The organism is uncultured Parabacteroides sp. (assembly GCF_905196875.1).
In the GTDB taxonomy this organism is placed as follows: Bacteria; Bacteroidota; Bacteroidia; order Bacteroidales; family Tannerellaceae; genus Parabacteroides.
In genome coordinates this window covers 25,473-42,553 of the sequence record NZ_CAJJWO010000045.1, presented here as the reverse complement: position 1 = coordinate 42,553, position 17,081 = coordinate 25,473, and the positions used below count along the sequence as shown (strand labels likewise).

The window sequence follows — 17,081 nt, the reverse complement described above, 5'->3', positions numbered from 1 at the left end:
AGTTCTTTTAGGACTAAAAGCTATTAAAAATACTATTTCACGCAAGCTTTAATCCAAAAGGGCTATGAATTTAGTATCAAAATGAATTTAGAAGTGCTTATAACGCCAAGAATAACACTTCTTCAATCTTAAAACCATCAATTATGTTGAAAAACTTTAAACCAGTTAGCTTTATTTTGCTTGTTGGCGCATTGTGTTTACCAAAAGGCATGCATGCAGAATTAGTTCCAGCCAAGCAAAGTACGAGTGTTTCCCAGCAAAGCGGGAAAGTCACAGGTACAGTTGAAGATGATTTCGGTCCCGTTGCCGGAGCATCTGTCGTAGTGAAAGGAACAACCAATGGTAATATTACCGACATGGACGGTAACTTTACATTGGAAGGTGTAAAGAATGGGGATATTATTCAGATATCCTTTATTGGATACTCTACTCAGGAAATCAAGTATGAAGGACAAGCCACCCTCTCAATCAAACTTACGGAAGATGCTCAGAAATTAGATGAAGTGGTTGTTACTGCTTTAGGTATCAAACGCGAGAAGAAAGCGCTGGGATATGCAATGCAGGAATTGAAAGGAGATGATTTGGTGAACGCCCGTGAAACAAACGTGGCAAATGCACTATCAGGTAAAGTATCCGGAGTACAGATTATTCGTTCAAGTAATGGTCCCGGAGCTTCATCCAAAATCCAATTACGTGGTAGCAACTCTGTTACCGGATTAAACCAACCTCTAATTGTTGTCGATGGTATCCCTATGGATAACTTCACAGGAGGTAGCAATAATGACTACTGGAATCCTTCTGCCGATATGGGTAACGGGCTTTCGGATATCAACCCGGAAGACATTGCCAGCATGTCAGTCTTAAAGGGAGCCTCTGCTGCCGCTTTGTACGGTTCTCGTGCAGGTAATGGCGTTATTTTGATTACAACAAAAACTGGAAAAAAGAGTGACGGACTGGGTATTACTATTTCCGGTTCCGTATCCGCAGAAACTATTTTTATGAATCCTAAGATGCAGGATAGTTTCGGACAAGGTACTCTGGGGGTATATGATGCTTTGAAATCATCTAGCTGGGGACCGAAAATAACCGGTCAGTCTTACGAGAAGTGGGATGGTACTACCGCAAATATGCAGGCATACGACAATGTTAGTAACTACTTTGATACGGGTACGAATCTGACAGAAAATATTTCATTTGCACAGCAGTATAACAACACATCGGTCTATACTTCTGTGACACGCATGGATGATAACAGTAAGATACCGGGAGCTTCTTTGGCCCGCACAAACTTAACAATGCGTGCATTATCGAAATTCGGTAAAGACGAACGCTGGATATTGGATGCTAAGATTCAATATATCAATTCAAATGCAGAAAATCGTCCAATCTCTGGGGATAACTCTTCAAACGTATTTAATACTATTTACCAGTTACCACGCTCAATGGATATTCGTGATTTCTCTGCCGCGAGAGATGAAAACGGTAAGATGATCTGGTACGGCGGCGGCCAGCAAATCAACCCATACTGGTCTTCGCGTTATGTTTATAATCAGGATGTTCGCGACCGTTTCCTGATGTTCGGTTCTTTAAAATATCGCTTTACCGACTGGTTGAACGCAGAAGTTAAAGCTGGTAGTGATATGTATTTTACGGATTTCGTATCTAAAACATACGCAGGAAGTTCTTTAACAAACAGTGGACGTTACAGTATCGGACAAGATCGTTTTTACGAAAACAATTATAGCTTCCTGATATCCGCCCAAAAAGATAACTTGTTTGGCAAATGGGGAGGATCGGCGACTTTCGGTGGAAACTTGATGATGCGACAGAAAAAGAAAGTAACAGCATCTCCGGATGAACTGAATGTTCCTGATTTATTTACTTTAGGAAATGCAAAAAATAAAATTAATGGATCTGAAGAATTCAACCGAAAAAAGATCAACTCTTTTTATGGTACAGTACAGGCCAACTATGATGGTTTTCTATTCTTAGATGCAACATTCCGTAACGACTGGTCTTCTTCACTGAGCAAGAAAAACCGTTCATTCTTTTATCCGTCTGTATCAGCCGCCTGGGTAGTATCAGATATGATGAACAAAATGGACAAGCCATTGCCGGAGTGGTTTACATTCGCCAAGGCACGTGTTTCATTTGCACAGGTAGGTAATGACATGGACGCTTATCAACTGTATAATACTTATTCTATCGGTAGTGATCCGGAAGGAAACACTACGGTCAACACAAAAGGCACTTTGTATGATGAAAATGTTCGTTCCGAACTTATTTCTTCATGGGAGGCCGGTCTGGAAGTAAAATTCTTCAACAACCGCTTAGGCTTGGATCTGGCATGGTATAAGTCTAATGCACGTCGTCAGTTATTGAATTTACCTATGGATCCGTTGTCTGGTTACTCTAATAAAAAGATCAATGCCGGTGATATTCAGAATACAGGTATAGAATTAATGCTGAACGCCCGTCCAATTGAAACAGCAGGCGGTTTCACGTGGGATTTGATGGTGAACTTCTCGAAAAACAGTAATAAGATCATTGAACTGACTCCGGACATCTCTCTGTATTCTTTAGGAGGTTACGATAATGTACAGATTTATGCAACAGCCGGTGGTAACTATGGTGAAATCTGGGGAACCCAGTTTAAACGAGTGACAGATGAGAGTTCTCCTTATTATGGTAAAATGATTGTTACAAAGGACGGTCTGCCTACCGGTAATACGGAAAAGGTAAAAATTGGAGATCAGCAACCGGATGCACTGCTAGGTATCACTTCTACCTTTGCTTATAAAGGATGGTCACTCAGTTTCTTGATTGATAGTCGCTTCGGTGGTGAAATTTTCTCAGGAACAAACCGTGCAATGCAGGCTTCCGGTACTGCAGCTGCAACTGTCGTTAACGGCGAACGACCGGATATGACATTAGACGCAGTCTTTGTTGATGATAATGGGGCTTATCAGCCGAACGGTTCATCAATTACCACCCAACAGTATTGGGAAGCTGTCACTGGTTCTACCGGTAACCTGGGTATTGGTGAAGCAAATATTTACAGTGCAACTAATATCCGTTTGCGTAATCTCTCATTAAACTATGCTTTTAATAAGCAAATGTTGTCAAAGACCCCGTTCCAACAAATTAAATTAGGTGTTTCCTGTAACAACGTATGGATGATTAAGAGCCATTTAAACGGAGTAGATCCAGAATCAGTATATGCAACAAGTACAAATGCAACCGGTTTCGAGAATGGAGGTTCTCCTACATCGCGTAGCTATTTGTTTAACGTAACACTTGGTTTCTAATTACACAAAAGAATAAGCAATATGAAAAATATAAATAAATTCATTTATACACTAGGTATAGGGTCTTTGCTATTTACCGCATGCTCGGACTTTGAAGAGGTGAATACCGACCCTACAGCAACAACGATTGATCAGGCACGTGTCGAATACGCTATAAACAGTTCTATCACGGGCGCTCAGATGAATCCGGATGTAGCAGAACGTGCTTTCGTTTTGAACTGGAAAACAGCCGGACGCCAACATTTCACTTCGGGCTTAGCTGTTGGTTCTTACAACGATGACTGGATTTCCGCCTACTATAATAAATCGGCGGACTGGCAGAAATCGGCCACTCTGGCTATTACATTGGCAGATGATAAAATCGGGAAAGGTCTGAGCGGGCATGATGCGGCTATGATTCCTAATATGAAACAAGTTGCCCGTATCTGGCGCGCTTACCTGATGAGCGAGTTTATCGATAATTTCGGTGCACTTCCTAAAGACGCTTTCCAGGGAATAAACCCAGAGTTCAACAGTACCAAGGATATCTATTATTTTATGTTAGATGAACTGAAAGAGGCAGTAAACAGCTTGGATGTTAGCGTAACTCCCGATGACGGCGAAAAGAAATACGATCGTGCTTACAATTTTGATCTCAGCAAATGGGTGAAGTTCGGAAACTCTATGCGTATGCGTTTGGCCATGCGTTTATCTGAAGTTGATCCATCTAAAGCACAGTCTGAGTTTGAAGATGCAGTAAAAGGTAGTTATATCGCCAGCAATAGCGAGAACTTTACTGTAGCAGAAAGACCAGGATGGGACGACTTAACCGGTGTTATGTCACGTGAGTGGAATTCGCAGCAGCTATCCGCTACCTTGAATAACTTGCTGATCGGCTTGGGAGGTATCAAAACAGCCGACCAACTGACAGACCCCAAATACCAGCCATATATCAAACCGGCTGATTATATGGGACAACGTTATGAAAAGCATTATTCATTATATACCAACGAACCCGGAGCGGGCTTCTGGTTCGACGGCTTACGCAATATGATAGATCCGCGTGCTTATGCGTTATTCTATCTTCCGGGTGATGTAGATAATGATAATTTCTGTAACTATCCTTCATGGGATAACACGGCTAAAACCGTAAAACGCAACCTGTTGAAAGAGGACAAGGAAACTGTTTTGGAAGAGATCGATGCTACTTTCACATGGAATGCACCAGCCATCGGCTCACATGGAGATAAAGGGGCATTGAATCAGGTTTATACATTCAACGGGACAAATCCGCGTCTGGTATTGAAGTACAGAGACAGCAATAGTTCTCGTATTTTCTTCGGCGCATGGGAGTCTTATCTGCTGATTGCAGAAGCTTCCGTAAGAGGCTGGGCTGCTTCTATGGGAGGCAAGGAGGCTTATGAAGCTGGTGTCCGTGCGAGCTTTGAATATAACGGGGTTTCCAAATTTGTAGAAGATTATCTGATATCAACGGAATATAACAATGTAGGAACTTCAGTGGCTTGGGATCATACTACTGAACCGGCTCCGACAAAGATCATGAAAATGATTGACGGTTATACAAAAGCCGAAGGCACATATACCTATAAATATCCGGTAGCATCTCAAACTTTATATGGCAAAGCTCTGAATGATAAACTTACTAAGATTATCACCCAGAAGTTTATCGCTAATATGCCTTGGTTGCCGATGGAATCCTGGAGCGATCATCGCCGCTTGGGACTTCCGTTCTTTGAAACACCGGCAGTTGAACAACCATTGATTTATATGCCGACTCTGACAAAGACCAATTATATGGATCAGACAATCAAATTCTTTCCGCAACGCCTGAAATTCCCTTCCAGTTTGGCAAACAGCAGCCCCGAAGGTTATAAACAAGCAGTAGAAATGCTGAATGGAGAAGATGATGTATTTACACCGTTATGGTGGGCTAAACATTGATCATATCCTATAAAATAAAAAGATGCATGCCACTTGCTTGCATCTTTTTATTTTATCATACCTTCCCTGCATTCGAATTGCCCACAAAGTTATCCGATAATTCCACCAACTCCTGCCGCTTTGAATAAATACACATCCTCTTCGTCCCGTCCTCTATCAAAAGGCCGTCTGTCACAAATTGTTTCAACTCTTTACGAGCCATATACTGCGTACAACCATTCAACCCCTGATACCCTACCGTAGTAATATAGGCATGATGTCCCAGATACCATAACAAACGTCTCTCTTTCTCCTCCTGTGAAAAATCATTTTTTTTAGGCTCTTTATAACGTTCCAGAGGTATATTTTTCAATCTCTTCTTTAGTTGGGCACAACAACGGAAGTTGACGTTCTTGAAATGGACGGACTCACTTCGTAACTCCTTTTTATCTTCCACCGGACGCGAATGCAGCGACACACTGAAATAGCCGATCCCATCCAGATAGACATTGTAACCATCGTTCAGCTTTTCCGCCAACATATCTGCAATCAGGCGAACAGCCCCTTTTAAATCGCCACCTGTATAAGTGGAACGTTTAGAGCCCTCACTTATCAATGCTTCAGTATTTAGTGTACTCCAGGGAATGATACGGGGATGTAATACCACTTTTTTACTCGAACCCTTTTTCGGCGGATTTTTCTCCATTTTGTAAATTGCTGTCATACCAGTGTGTTTTTATTGTCCTCCCTATATGCTTTTAAAGCAAAAGAAAGGACATATTAAGTATTTGACCCTGGGAAACCACATAGTTGACCAAGGGGAAATTTCAATTCGACCCAGGTCAACAACATCTTCGATCTTGGTCGAAAGATTAAAGAGATAGGACCAAAGATATAAAAAACTGGTAGAAACACAATAGATTCCATCTATGTTTTCAATAGAAGAATTAATTATTATCCTCCTGATAAAGATTGACTTCCGGTTGTATCAAATCAGTACTCCGATATAGACAATAATATCAGAAGATTCTGGACAGGAAGCTAACGTTTCATAGGCATAGAATTACTACAATAATATCGACTATAATATGAAGGTGAATCGTAAACGATTATATGTTCAGGCAACAGTCGCATTATACAATAGCGAAGGGTATTGGTTTACATCGCGACAAGATAAAAAGCAGGTAGCCGGTAGATGGTTTTATCCGGTCCGAGATTACCTGAAAATAGTGTAATCAAAAACAGGCTAAAACCGGTAATTGCTATCATGCAACATGTATTTTGTAAAACAAAGGGAGTGATGTAGTTTTGATACCGTATTGTTGCCTGTATGCTTTTGTTATACAGTTGTTTGTAACGACAATAAAAACGAGTGATGTTGAGTTTGCTTAAATTTACATAATAGAGATGAATTCTTCCATCCTAAAAATCACAATAATCATATTAATTAATATTTACTAATAACCTAGTCCCCAAAACGATAGAAAAAGGGTTCTTTTCTTCCTTGCTTAAATGTTAATATATGTATCATTTCAGTGTGGTATAATTGATTATCAGCAATATATGATGTTAAATTTGAAATGGTTCTTTTAGAACTACGGGAGCAACAAAACACATTTTCACACAGACGTTAAAATACAAGACTTATACATTATATATCATTTTAAACAAAGAAGTGCTTATTCGCCAAAATAACACTTCGGTAATCTAAAAACTATCAATTATGTTGAAAAACTTAAAGCCTGTTAGCTTAGTTCTGATCGCAGGAGCACTTAGTTTCTCCGGAAACGTGTACGCAGATCTGACGCCAAGTAAGCAAAGTACCGGGATTTCCCAGCAAAGCGGGAGACTTACCGGGGTAGTAGAGGATGACTTCGGTCCCGTTGCCGGAGCCTCTATCGTAGTGAAAGGAACCACAAATGGTACAATTACCGACATGGAAGGTAATTTTACTTTGGAAGGTGTGCAAAACGGAACAACCATCCAAGTTTCATTTATCGGGTATGCCACACAGGAGATCAGGTATACCGGTCAATCTTCTCTTAACATAAAGTTAAAGGAAGATTCACAAGCTCTTGACGAAGTGGTTGTTACCGCTTTAGGTATGAAACGCGAAACGAAAGCATTGGGATATGCAGTTACCGAATTAAAAGGTGAAGAACTGCTGAACAACGCGATCAACCCGGTTTCTGCTTTACAAGGTAAAGTGGCAGGGGTTGAAATTGCAGGTTCCGACGGTGGTATGTTCGGTGCTACCAAGATCCAGATCCGTGGTGCTTCTACACTGGGTAAAAACAACCAGCCTATCTATGTAGTGGATGGCGTTATCCTGGACAATGCCATCAGAGATGGTGATGCAGACTGGACAGCCCACAACTACGACTACGGTAACGAGTTGAAGAACCTGAACCCGGATGATTTTGAAACGGTGTCTGTACTGAAAGGTGCGGCAGCTACTGCTCTTTACGGTTCACGCGGTTTGAATGGTGCAGTCGTTATCACTACTAAATCAGGTAAGGGTAAACAAGGTATCGGTGTGAATGTTTCGCAGACTTTCGGTATCGATCACATGTTCAAACAACCTAAATTACAGAACAAGTATGGCCGCGGACAGTACACCGGTAATGTCGGTTATGGAGAAACCGATGCAAATGGGAACTACTATCTGTATGATAACATCGGACAGTTCAATCTGAACTCTGCCGGAGATCCAACGCTTCGTGGTGGAACAGGACGTCACTGGGGGCCGGCATTCGACGGACGCAATATCGAAAACTATGATTATTCGACCATCGCATACAGCCCGGTTGAGAACAACTTTAAGGATGCATACAACTTGGGTTTCAACAGCAATACCAATGTTTCAGTGAGTGGAAGCAGCGAGAAAACATCTTTCTACACCTCCCTGTCTTATAAGTATGCCAGCGGTACATTGCCCAACAACAGTTTCGACCGTACGTCGTTCCTGGCTAAAGCATCTCATAAGATAACCGACAAAGTTGAAGTAGAAGCATCTATTTCTTTCGCCAACTCGAATCCTAAAAATGCCCAGCCTAATATCGGTGAGTTATTTGTAGACGGAACTTGGGGACGTACTTATGATACGAATTACTTCCGCAAACGTTATAAAGGGTCTCACGGAGGATTGGCCAGCTCAGACTACAGTGACGAGTATGGTAGCAATCCGGGAAGGGATACTTGGTGGAATATTTATGAAAATGATTATTCACAGAAAGAAACATCCGTTCGTCCGACATTGGTGCTGAATGTAGAATTAACCGATTGGATGAAATTCCGCGCTGAAGGTAACTATAACTATTACTACAGACGTTACGAAAGTAAACAACCCGGTACCGGTTATGCGAATACTAATAGTGGATATTATGGCATGGGATTATACTCTAAGGAACAAACCAACCTGAATGCCGCATTCACTTTCAACAAAAGTGTAGGCGATTTTACCTTCGGTGGTTTTATCCGTGGTGAATATTTCAATAATATTCAACAGACGATGGCTGAAAACACGAATGGAGGTCTGGTTGTACCTAACCAATATTTTATAGCAAACTCCATCAATACACCTTCTTACAGTGGTGCAATTGAAGGAGAAAAGAGAATGTTATCATTATCCTTCCAGGCTAGTGCCAGCTGGAAAGATCAGTTATTCCTGGATGTAACCGGACGTAACGACTGGTCTTCTGCTCTGGTTTATTCAGATACTCATGGCAACTACTCTTATTTCTATCCGTCTGTTTCCGCATCCTGGCTGGCTCACGAAACGTTCCGTGATCAACTTCCCGATTGGATCTCTTTTGCCAAATTACGTGGTTCATGGGCACAGGTAGGTAATGATACGGATTCTTATACGATCAACTCGGCTTATTCATTGCTGACTGCCCAATTGCAAGGTGGATCCAATGTGTATGCGTTGAGTCTTCCGACTACTGCTTATTCAACCAATTTGAAACCGGAACGTAAGAATGCGTGGGAAATAGGTTTGGATTGGAGATTCCTGAACAACCGTATCGGTATCGATGCTACTTATTACAAGGAAAATACGAAGAATCAGATCATGTCTATCAGCGTTCCGAGTATCTCAGGTATCAGCAACCAGCATATCAATGCCGGTAATATCGAGAACAAGGGTCTTGAAATAGCATTGAATACAATTCCGTTCAAAAACAAAGATTGGGAATGGGGTTTGAACTTTACCTACACCAAAAACAACAATAAGATCGTAGAATTGCATCCTAATGTGGCTGATTATATTGAACTATCAGGTAGTGTAGCTTATGGTAACTATCGTATCGGTTCAGTTGCTAAAGTTGGCGAATCCTACGGTGTATTGATGAGTGACTCTAAAGCCAAAGTCGATGAAAAGACAGGTTTACCTATATTAAATGCAACATCTTATTACGGTGGCGACAGAGGTATGCATGCCATGTATTACCAACGTAGCGGTGAAGCCGAAGTAGTTGGTTCAATGGTTCCGGACTTCCTGGGTTCTGTAAGTACTTCACTTACTTATAAGAACTGGAGCCTGCGTGCTTTATTCGATATGCGCTTTGGAGGTTATGTCGCTTCTTATGCAAACCGTTACGGCTTGGCATACGGTTTTACTGAAAGTTCTTTGAAATGGCGTGATTCAGAAAATGGTGGTATGACTTATACCTCTATCTGGGACGGTCAGACTTACCATGACGGATTGATCCCTGTCGGATTGATCGAAGGCGGAACGTCTATTCCTCTACCGAACGGAACTTCTTACACTGTAGCCGATGGCGGCGAAACGTACCAGGCTTTACATGATAAAGGACTTGTTGACCCGCAACACGCTTCCGCATGGCATTACTGGAACAATGCATGGGGAACAGGAGTTGTCAATGACGACTGGGTGAAGAAATTGAATTATATTGCTTTACGCGAAATCACCGTATCATACAGAATGCCGAACAAGATTGCACACAAACTGGGAGCCCAGCACTTGAATTTATCAGTATCCGGACGTAACCTGGGTTATCTGCTGAATACAATGCCGAATAAGATCAACCCGGAATCTGTCCGCGGTACATCTGCTTCCGAGTTCCGTATCCGTTCTTTCAACGGTCTGACTGCTAATTACACATTTACTATTAATGTTGGATTCTAAACCTGAAAAAGAAACTTTTAATTAATTAAGACATGAACAATTATCATAATATATTAATGGGATTCGGATTGGGTGTAGCCTTATTGTGCACCACCGGATGCCGTGACGATTTCGCGGATATCAACTCCAGCCCTTCGCAAGTAACGAAGGCCGAGCCATCCTATTTATTTGCAAAAGCTGTTATGGATTTCGATCCTTTCGATTATACATTTTGGTTCTATGATGCCCCTATGTTGACCGCATGGAGCCAGATGGCTGTACCTACAGGTAGCTTTGTTGAAAGTACCGCATTGACGACTGTTACAGGTGGTGTAAACTATGTGAATACATTAAAACTGGCACACGAAATCACCTATCTGCGCTCGAACATGAGTGAAGAAGAGTCAGCCAAACATGCTGCAACTGCTGCTTGTGTGGATGTTCTCACTGCTTATCTTGCTATTTCAAGTAGCGATATCAATGGTGATATCCAGTTTACGGAAGCCGGTAATGCTCTGCATGGTGGTACGTTGACTCCGGCTTACGACAGAATTGCTGATTTGTACGACCTGTGGTTAAGTCAGTTGAATGCCGCTATCACGACATTTACTACGGCTACCGATCAGATTTTCACAAGCAATCAGGATATCGTTTACAGAGGCGACTTGACAAAGTGGGCTAAAATGGCAAACTCTTTGAAACTAAGAATTGCTGCCCGTCTGATACATCAAGATAAAGCAAAAGCGCTGACAATCGCTTCGGAAGTAGCAAATGCTTCCTGCGGTTATATCGATTCGCTGGAAGAGGCTATGTTGTTTAATAAGAGTGTTGTAAACTCAAGTAGTGATGATTATATCTATCACTGGAGTAATGGTTTTATGGATGGAAGAGCATCCAGCCAGCGCGTAGTAGACTTCATGCTTAAAAACAAGGACCCGCGCGTTCGTTTCTGTTACCGGAAAAACGATTGGAACTCGACAATCATTCAAGAATTCTACAATCAGGGGAAAGCTATTCCTTCTTATATTGAAGAAAACGTTGAATACACTACAGATGCCAGCGGAAAGAAAACGTTTGTAAGATGGAAAGGATTAGGCGAACCTTGGGTACGTTATGAAGGTCTTCCGGTTGAATATAATGCGGCCAATAATTCGGCTGTCTATGGTGAATGGTTTGATTATAGTAACCGCTATCTGATTACCGATGAAAACGGTCAGAGTGCAAAATCATATCGTCCGTACTCTTTGTATCAACACATGATGGTGATCGGACGTTATTACACCTTTACCCTGCCGACAGTTCCGGGAGGTCCGGTAATCACTAGAACAGAAAACCGTCCCTGGTATGGAATGTATCTGGGTGGTAGTGAAGTAAACCTGTATCTGGCAGAGTTCAAGCTGTTAGGAGCTAATTTACCAGGTACGGCAGAAGATTATTTCAAAAAAGGTATAAGACTTTCTGTTCAGGAATATGATAAAACAGCCGGATTAAATCAGATCCCTTATTACGGAACTACTTACGATTATGATCCGAATGAAGTTTCTATCGAACTGAAAGATGGAGAAATCGATGAGATGTTGGCATCTCCCGATTACAACCTGACCGGTTCTATCAGCGACCAATTGGAAAAAGTCTATTTACAGCAAATGATACATTTCATCATGTATCCTTACGACCAGTTTGTAACAGCTCGTCGTTCCGGTTTGCCTAAATTCAACTCACAATTGATCAGCCGTGAGAATTACAGTGCTATTCCTGTAACTAACTTCCCGCGTCGTTTCCAGACAGGTGTACCTAATGAAACGAGCCAGCTGTATCAGATTCAAAGGGATGCTTATGCAGCACAGGGCTATACCATTACTGGTGCCGGCGATGCCAATACAGCTATCCTGAACTCAGAACGTACCTGGCAGGATCAGGGTGCTCCGCAATGGGGGGAAGGACCGAAGAATTAATTTGTTTTAATAATAACCTAAAAGAGTAGTTGCAAAAAAGCAACTACTCTTTCCCACATTCTACTGCAATGAGAACATACCTTTTAATTACCATCCTGTGCTGTATAGCTACTCTAGGTAGTGCTAATGCACAAAAGAAGCGTCAGATGCTTTTCGAAGATTACTCGAAAGGTGTCGTGTTAATGAAGAACAACTCGAAGACACCGGCGGAGCTGAACTATGATGCCGGCAATCAGAAGATGATGTTCAAAAACGGTTCGGAAGAAATGCTCCTTACAAACATAGCCCAGGTTGACACGGTTTATATTGGGAATGCCAAATTCATTCCGACCGGTTCCAGGGAAAATTTCTATGAGATACTTCAGATACCGAATGGCACTATCGGTATTAACTGGTTGTTGAAGAATGCTTCCCAGGGATATAAAAATGCTTTCGGCGTAACCCAACAGGCTAAAGTGGAAAGTTTAAACACAAACCAGTTGAATTACGGTGTTTACGAAAATCAATACACTGAAGTTTATAAACTCGCCAATCAGAATGAATATTGTATTTTCCGTGATGGCACCCCTTTCAAGTTCAAAAATAAAAAGTCGTTATTAAAGCTCTTTCCTGGCAAAGAGAACCTCATCGAAACTTATATTAAAGAAACGAAAACAGACATGAAGAATGCGAAAGATGTCATCACACTAGTCAATTATTGCCTGGGGTTATAAAAGAGAAGGTGGTGTGTCAAAAATAGGTCTGCAATATTTTGCGTATTCTGCAGCATCTGCATTCAGTAATAGTATTTGACACACCGCTTTTTCTCTAAATACTTCTTCTTTGCCAACCTAACTCTATATATAAGTAAATCAAGTCGGCAACATTCCTTCCCTTTTAAGTCGGCTAATCAATAGTAGTATGCGTTTACTTAAATTCACATAAATTCATTCCTTACAATCGTAGCTTTCTGGAGGTAATAGAAATGCCTAATGGGAATCTTTATGTTAACTGGTTGCTGAGGGAACTTTATAAAGGAAGAACCGGAGCTTATGGGTATGCAAATCAAAGTACGACAACTACTTCAATCAATACCGGTTATTATAACAAAAATTATTATAAAGTAGAAAATCCGGATATAATGGAAAATATCAACGAGAATGATTATTGGCTTTTCCATGATAACAAGCCTGTTAAATTTCGTAATGAAAAATCTTTGTTGAAACTTTTTCCTGGTAAAGAAGAGTTGATAAAGAAGTATATAAAAGAACATAATGTTAATATGAAAAATCTGCAACAGGTAATTGAATTGACAAATTATTGTATGGGTTTATAAGTATGTATCTTTTCTTTTCTATTTGTAAGTATATCTAAAAAAATATTATTGTAATAAGCAGGGGATGTGTGAACTGCTAGTTCTATATCCCCTGAATTATTTCCTTTCTGTTTATTCTATAAATATCTGATAAGACACATTGTTTTTTTTTTACAGTGTTAATCTTGCAACAACTCCTGTTTTTTTCTGTTTCAATTAGCAAATGACGTTGGTTTACGCCAAACACATTTGTCTAATAAATTAAACAAAAAACATCAGTATGTTGAAAAGATTCAAATCTGTCAGCATGATTCTGCTCGCGGGGGCGTTGGGTTTCACCGGAAACGCCTATGCTAATCCGGAGGCCGGGAATCCTGCTATTGACATTTCCCAACAGGATACGAAAGTTACGGGAGTAGTTGAAGATGAGTTCGGACCCGTAGCAGGGGCTTCTGTTGTAATAAAAGGAACCACTAACGGTACGATGACCGATATGGACGGTCACTTCACTCTCGAGGGCGTAAAGAAGGGAGACATTATCCAAATCTCTTTTATTGGTTTTGCCACACAAGATATTCCTTACACCGGACAGACCACTCTGAATGTAAAAATGCAGGAAGATGCGCAGAAACTGGATGAGGTTGTCGTTACGGCATTAGGTATGAAGCGCGACAAGAAAGCATTAGGTTATGCTATGCAGGAGTTGAAAGGTGACGAACTATTGTCCTCTCGCGAACCTAACCTCGCAAACTCCCTTTCAGGTAAAGTTTCCGGTTTGCAGATTGTCCGTTCCAGTAACGGGGTAGGAGGATCATCCAAGATCGTGCTTCGTGGTAACAGCTCCCTGACAGGTAGTAACCAGCCACTTATCGTAGTAGACGGTACGCCGATGGATAACTTCACCGGTGGGGTAGATGATGTATGGGGTAACTCCGGTGCCGATATGGGGAACGGACTCTCGGATATCAACCCCGAAGATATTGAGTCAATGACGGTATTAAAGGGAGCTTCGGCTGCCGCCCTGTATGGATCGCGTGCCGGTAATGGTGTGATCCTGATCACTACCAAGTCTGGAAAGAAGAATGAAGGCTTGGGAATTACGGTAAATGCCGGTATCACTACCGAGTCGATTTTTCTGAAACCTCATTTGCAGAACGACTTCGGTCAAGGTTCGGTCGGTGCATACGATAACCAGTCGCGTCTTAGCTGGGGACCGAAAGCAGAAGGACAGATGGTCACCGACTGGCTGGGCCGTCAAGTTCCTTTGCAGACCTACGATAATATTGATGCCTTTTTCCGTACCGGTACTTCCTTCAACGAAGGCGTTAGCTTTCAGCAGAATATAAAAGGGACTTCCGTCTTTACCTCTATCAACCGTTCGGATGATGCCGGTATCACTCCCGAGTCGAAGCTGAACAAGACCAATATCACTATGCGTGCAACCACTTTCCTGGATGAAGCCGAGAAGTGGAAAATCGATGCCAAGGTGAACTACATTAATATGAATGCTCACAATCGTCCGATCCAGGGTGTCAATCCATCGAATGCTTTTAACACAATCTATAACCTGCCACGTTCGTTGAATGTGAAAGAGTTTAAGAACAGTGTCGACGAAGAAGGCAATATGATCTGGTGGGATGCTTCCAAGAATCCACAGGAAAACCCGTACTGGGTAACTAAATACAGACAAAACAACGATACCCGTAATCGTTTATTGGGCAACATTGCTTTGAAATATGCACCGACCAATTGGTTCGATATCGAACTCCGCGGCGGTACCGACTATTATACTACTACCAAGAACGAAAAAGTGTACGCTGGAGGTAACACATCTCCCCGTGGTTTGTATAATGAAGGTTCTGAAACGTTCTACGAAAACAATTACAGCTTCCTGGCTACAGCCCGTAAGGATAACCTCCTGGATCGCTTGGGTGGTTTCGTTACTTTCGGTGGTAACCTGATGATGCAGAAACGTACGAAGATGAATGCTTCGGCAGGCGAATTGCTTGTTCCGAACCTTTTCTCCCTGAACAATGGTATAAATAAACCGACCGTTACTTCCGAGTTGATCCGCCGTAAGATGAATTCTCTTTACGGGTCATTGCAGTTGAACTGGGATGGTTATCTGTTCCTGGATGTAACGGCCCGTAACGACTGGTCGTCTACCATGTCGAAAGCCAACCGTTCTTATTTTTATCCTTCAGTAAGTTTGTCGGCAGTGATCTCCGATATGCTTCCTAAAATAGGAAGTTCGATGCCCGAATGGTTTACCTTTGCCAAGGTAAGAGCTTCTTATGCAGAAGTTGGTAACGACCTTGATCCGTACCAGTTATACAATAACTTTACGGTTGGAAAAGATGAAAACGGTAATACGACAGCCGCTCCGGGAAATGTGTTGTTCGACTCGAGTGTTCGTAGTGAGTTGATCAAGTCTTGGGAAGCCGGTTTCGATGTACGTTTCTTCAATAATCGTTTAGGTTTGGATGTAGCCTGGTATAAGACTAATGCTACCCGTCAGTTATTGAACCTGCCGATGGACCCATTCTCCGGTTATAGTTCCCGTAAAGTGAATGCCGGTAATATTCAGAATGAAGGGGTTGAAGTTTCTCTGAACGGTTCGATACTAGACAATCCGAAAGGACTGAGCTGGAATGCAACAGCACAATTCTCCCTGAACCGTAATAAAATCATCGACCTTTATCCGGGTGTCAGCCTGTATGACATCAAAACACTCGATGCGATCCAGATCGTAGCCGTGCAGGGTAGTTACTATGGTGATATTTACGGTCAGACTTTCCAGCGTGTAGAAGATAAGAATAGTCCTTACTATGGTAGACAAATTGTAGGGGAGGACGGACTTCCTCTGATCACGACCGGTAAATCGAAAGTGGGTAACCAAAGTCCTGACTGGATGCTCGGTCTTACCAACAATTTCGCCTACAAAGGTTTCAACCTGAGTTTCCTGATCGATTTCCGCATTGGTGGTGATCTTTATTCGGCAACAGCTTCCAATCTGTATGCTCGTGGTAATGCAGCCGGAACGGTTGTGAACGGTGGCCGTGAAAACTTTGTTGTACCGAACTCAGTCGTTCAGACTCCTGATGGATATAAAGAAAATAATGTCGCTGTGACTCCGCAGAATTATTGGGAACGTATCGGTTCGACCGGAAACTATGGCCTGCCGGAAATGTACACCTATGATGCAACAAATATCCGTCTGCGTAATATCACGCTCGGATACGATTTTAACCGGGCAATGTTAAAGAGTACACCATTCCAGCGTTTGCGTCTGTCGGCAACATGTAATAATGTATGGATGATCCATTACAACCTGCCGGGTATCGACCCTGAGTCAGTATCGGCAACGAATACAAATGCAACCGGATTTGAAAATGGAGCTGCTCCGACCAGCCGGTCGTTTACGTTTAATGTGACGGTAGGGTTTTAATACATTTCCTTTTGAATTTGTTTAGACA

Annotated in this window: 8 protein-coding genes; 7 read left to right on the top strand and 1 reads right to left on the bottom strand. The window is 41.9% G+C overall.

What is annotated here, in order from left to right; all coding sequences use genetic code 11:
• Nucleotides 1-143: 143 nt before the first annotated feature.
• Together QZ076_RS14755 and QZ076_RS14750 are read left to right on the top strand one after the other, a co-directional pair.
• Nucleotides 144-3,308, top strand: a complete 3,165-nt coding sequence (locus QZ076_RS14755; RefSeq protein ID WP_293714295.1) for a SusC/RagA family TonB-linked outer membrane protein — start codon at nucleotides 144-146, stop codon at nucleotides 3,306-3,308.
• 21 nt (nucleotides 3,309-3,329) lie between these two features.
• Nucleotides 3,330-5,249 (top strand): SusD/RagB family nutrient-binding outer membrane lipoprotein, encoded by a 1,920-nt coding sequence (locus QZ076_RS14750; RefSeq protein ID WP_293714293.1) that lies wholly within the window; start codon nucleotides 3,330-3,332, stop codon nucleotides 5,247-5,249.
• A gap of 55 nt (nucleotides 5,250-5,304) precedes the next feature.
• On the opposite strand, the gene QZ076_RS14745 is transcribed toward QZ076_RS14750, so the two are convergent.
• Nucleotides 5,305-5,952 carry an HU family DNA-binding protein gene (locus QZ076_RS14745; protein ID WP_293714291.1) on the bottom strand — a complete coding sequence of 216 codons (648 nt, stop codon included), beginning with the start codon at nucleotides 5,950-5,952 and terminating at the stop codon, nucleotides 5,305-5,307.
• A 999-nt stretch (nucleotides 5,953-6,951) separates the two neighbouring features.
• On the opposite strand from QZ076_RS14745, the gene QZ076_RS14740 reads away from it, so the two are divergent.
• The 5 genes from QZ076_RS14740 to QZ076_RS14720 all read left to right on the top strand — a co-directional run bounded on the left by QZ076_RS14740 (nucleotide 6,952) and on the right by QZ076_RS14720 (nucleotide 17,053).
• Nucleotides 6,952-10,377, top strand: a complete 3,426-nt coding sequence (locus QZ076_RS14740; protein ID WP_293714289.1) for a SusC/RagA family TonB-linked outer membrane protein — start codon at nucleotides 6,952-6,954, stop codon at nucleotides 10,375-10,377.
• A gap of 32 nt (nucleotides 10,378-10,409) precedes the next feature.
• The gene (locus QZ076_RS14735) at nucleotides 10,410-12,311 is read left to right on the top strand and encodes a SusD/RagB family nutrient-binding outer membrane lipoprotein (RefSeq protein ID WP_293714287.1); all 1,902 of its coding nucleotides are present in this window, start codon (nucleotides 10,410-10,412) and stop codon (nucleotides 12,309-12,311) included.
• Between the two features lie 68 nt (nucleotides 12,312-12,379).
• A complete protein-coding gene (locus QZ076_RS14730; RefSeq protein WP_293714285.1) occupies nucleotides 12,380-13,024 on the top strand; it encodes a hypothetical protein in 645 nt (214 codons plus the stop codon).
• Between the two features lie 251 nt (nucleotides 13,025-13,275).
• Nucleotides 13,276-13,626, top strand: coding sequence for a hypothetical protein (locus QZ076_RS14725; RefSeq protein ID WP_293714283.1), 351 nt, complete (start codon nucleotides 13,276-13,278; stop codon nucleotides 13,624-13,626).
• A gap of 259 nt (nucleotides 13,627-13,885) precedes the next feature.
• Entirely contained in the window at nucleotides 13,886-17,053 is a 3,168-nt protein-coding gene (locus QZ076_RS14720; RefSeq protein WP_293714281.1) for a SusC/RagA family TonB-linked outer membrane protein, read from the top strand.
• Nucleotides 17,054-17,081: the final 28 nt, after the last annotated feature.

Coding starts and splice junctions, on each gene's coding strand:
- QZ076_RS14740 (WP_293714289.1), top strand. CDS start 6,952: ATGTTGAAAAACTTAAAGCCTGTTAGCTTAGTTCTGATCGCAGGAGCA.
- QZ076_RS14745 (WP_293714291.1), bottom strand. CDS start 5,952: ATGACAGCAATTTACAAAATGGAGAAAAATCCGCCGAAAAAGGGTTCG.
- QZ076_RS14730 (WP_293714285.1), top strand. CDS start 12,380: ATGAGAACATACCTTTTAATTACCATCCTGTGCTGTATAGCTACTCTA.
- QZ076_RS14755 (WP_293714295.1), top strand. CDS start 144: ATGTTGAAAAACTTTAAACCAGTTAGCTTTATTTTGCTTGTTGGCGCA.
- QZ076_RS14735 (WP_293714287.1), top strand. CDS start 10,410: ATGAACAATTATCATAATATATTAATGGGATTCGGATTGGGTGTAGCC.
- QZ076_RS14725 (WP_293714283.1), top strand. CDS start 13,276: ATGCCTAATGGGAATCTTTATGTTAACTGGTTGCTGAGGGAACTTTAT.
- QZ076_RS14720 (WP_293714281.1), top strand. CDS start 13,886: ATGTTGAAAAGATTCAAATCTGTCAGCATGATTCTGCTCGCGGGGGCG.
- QZ076_RS14750 (WP_293714293.1), top strand. CDS start 3,330: ATGAAAAATATAAATAAATTCATTTATACACTAGGTATAGGGTCTTTG.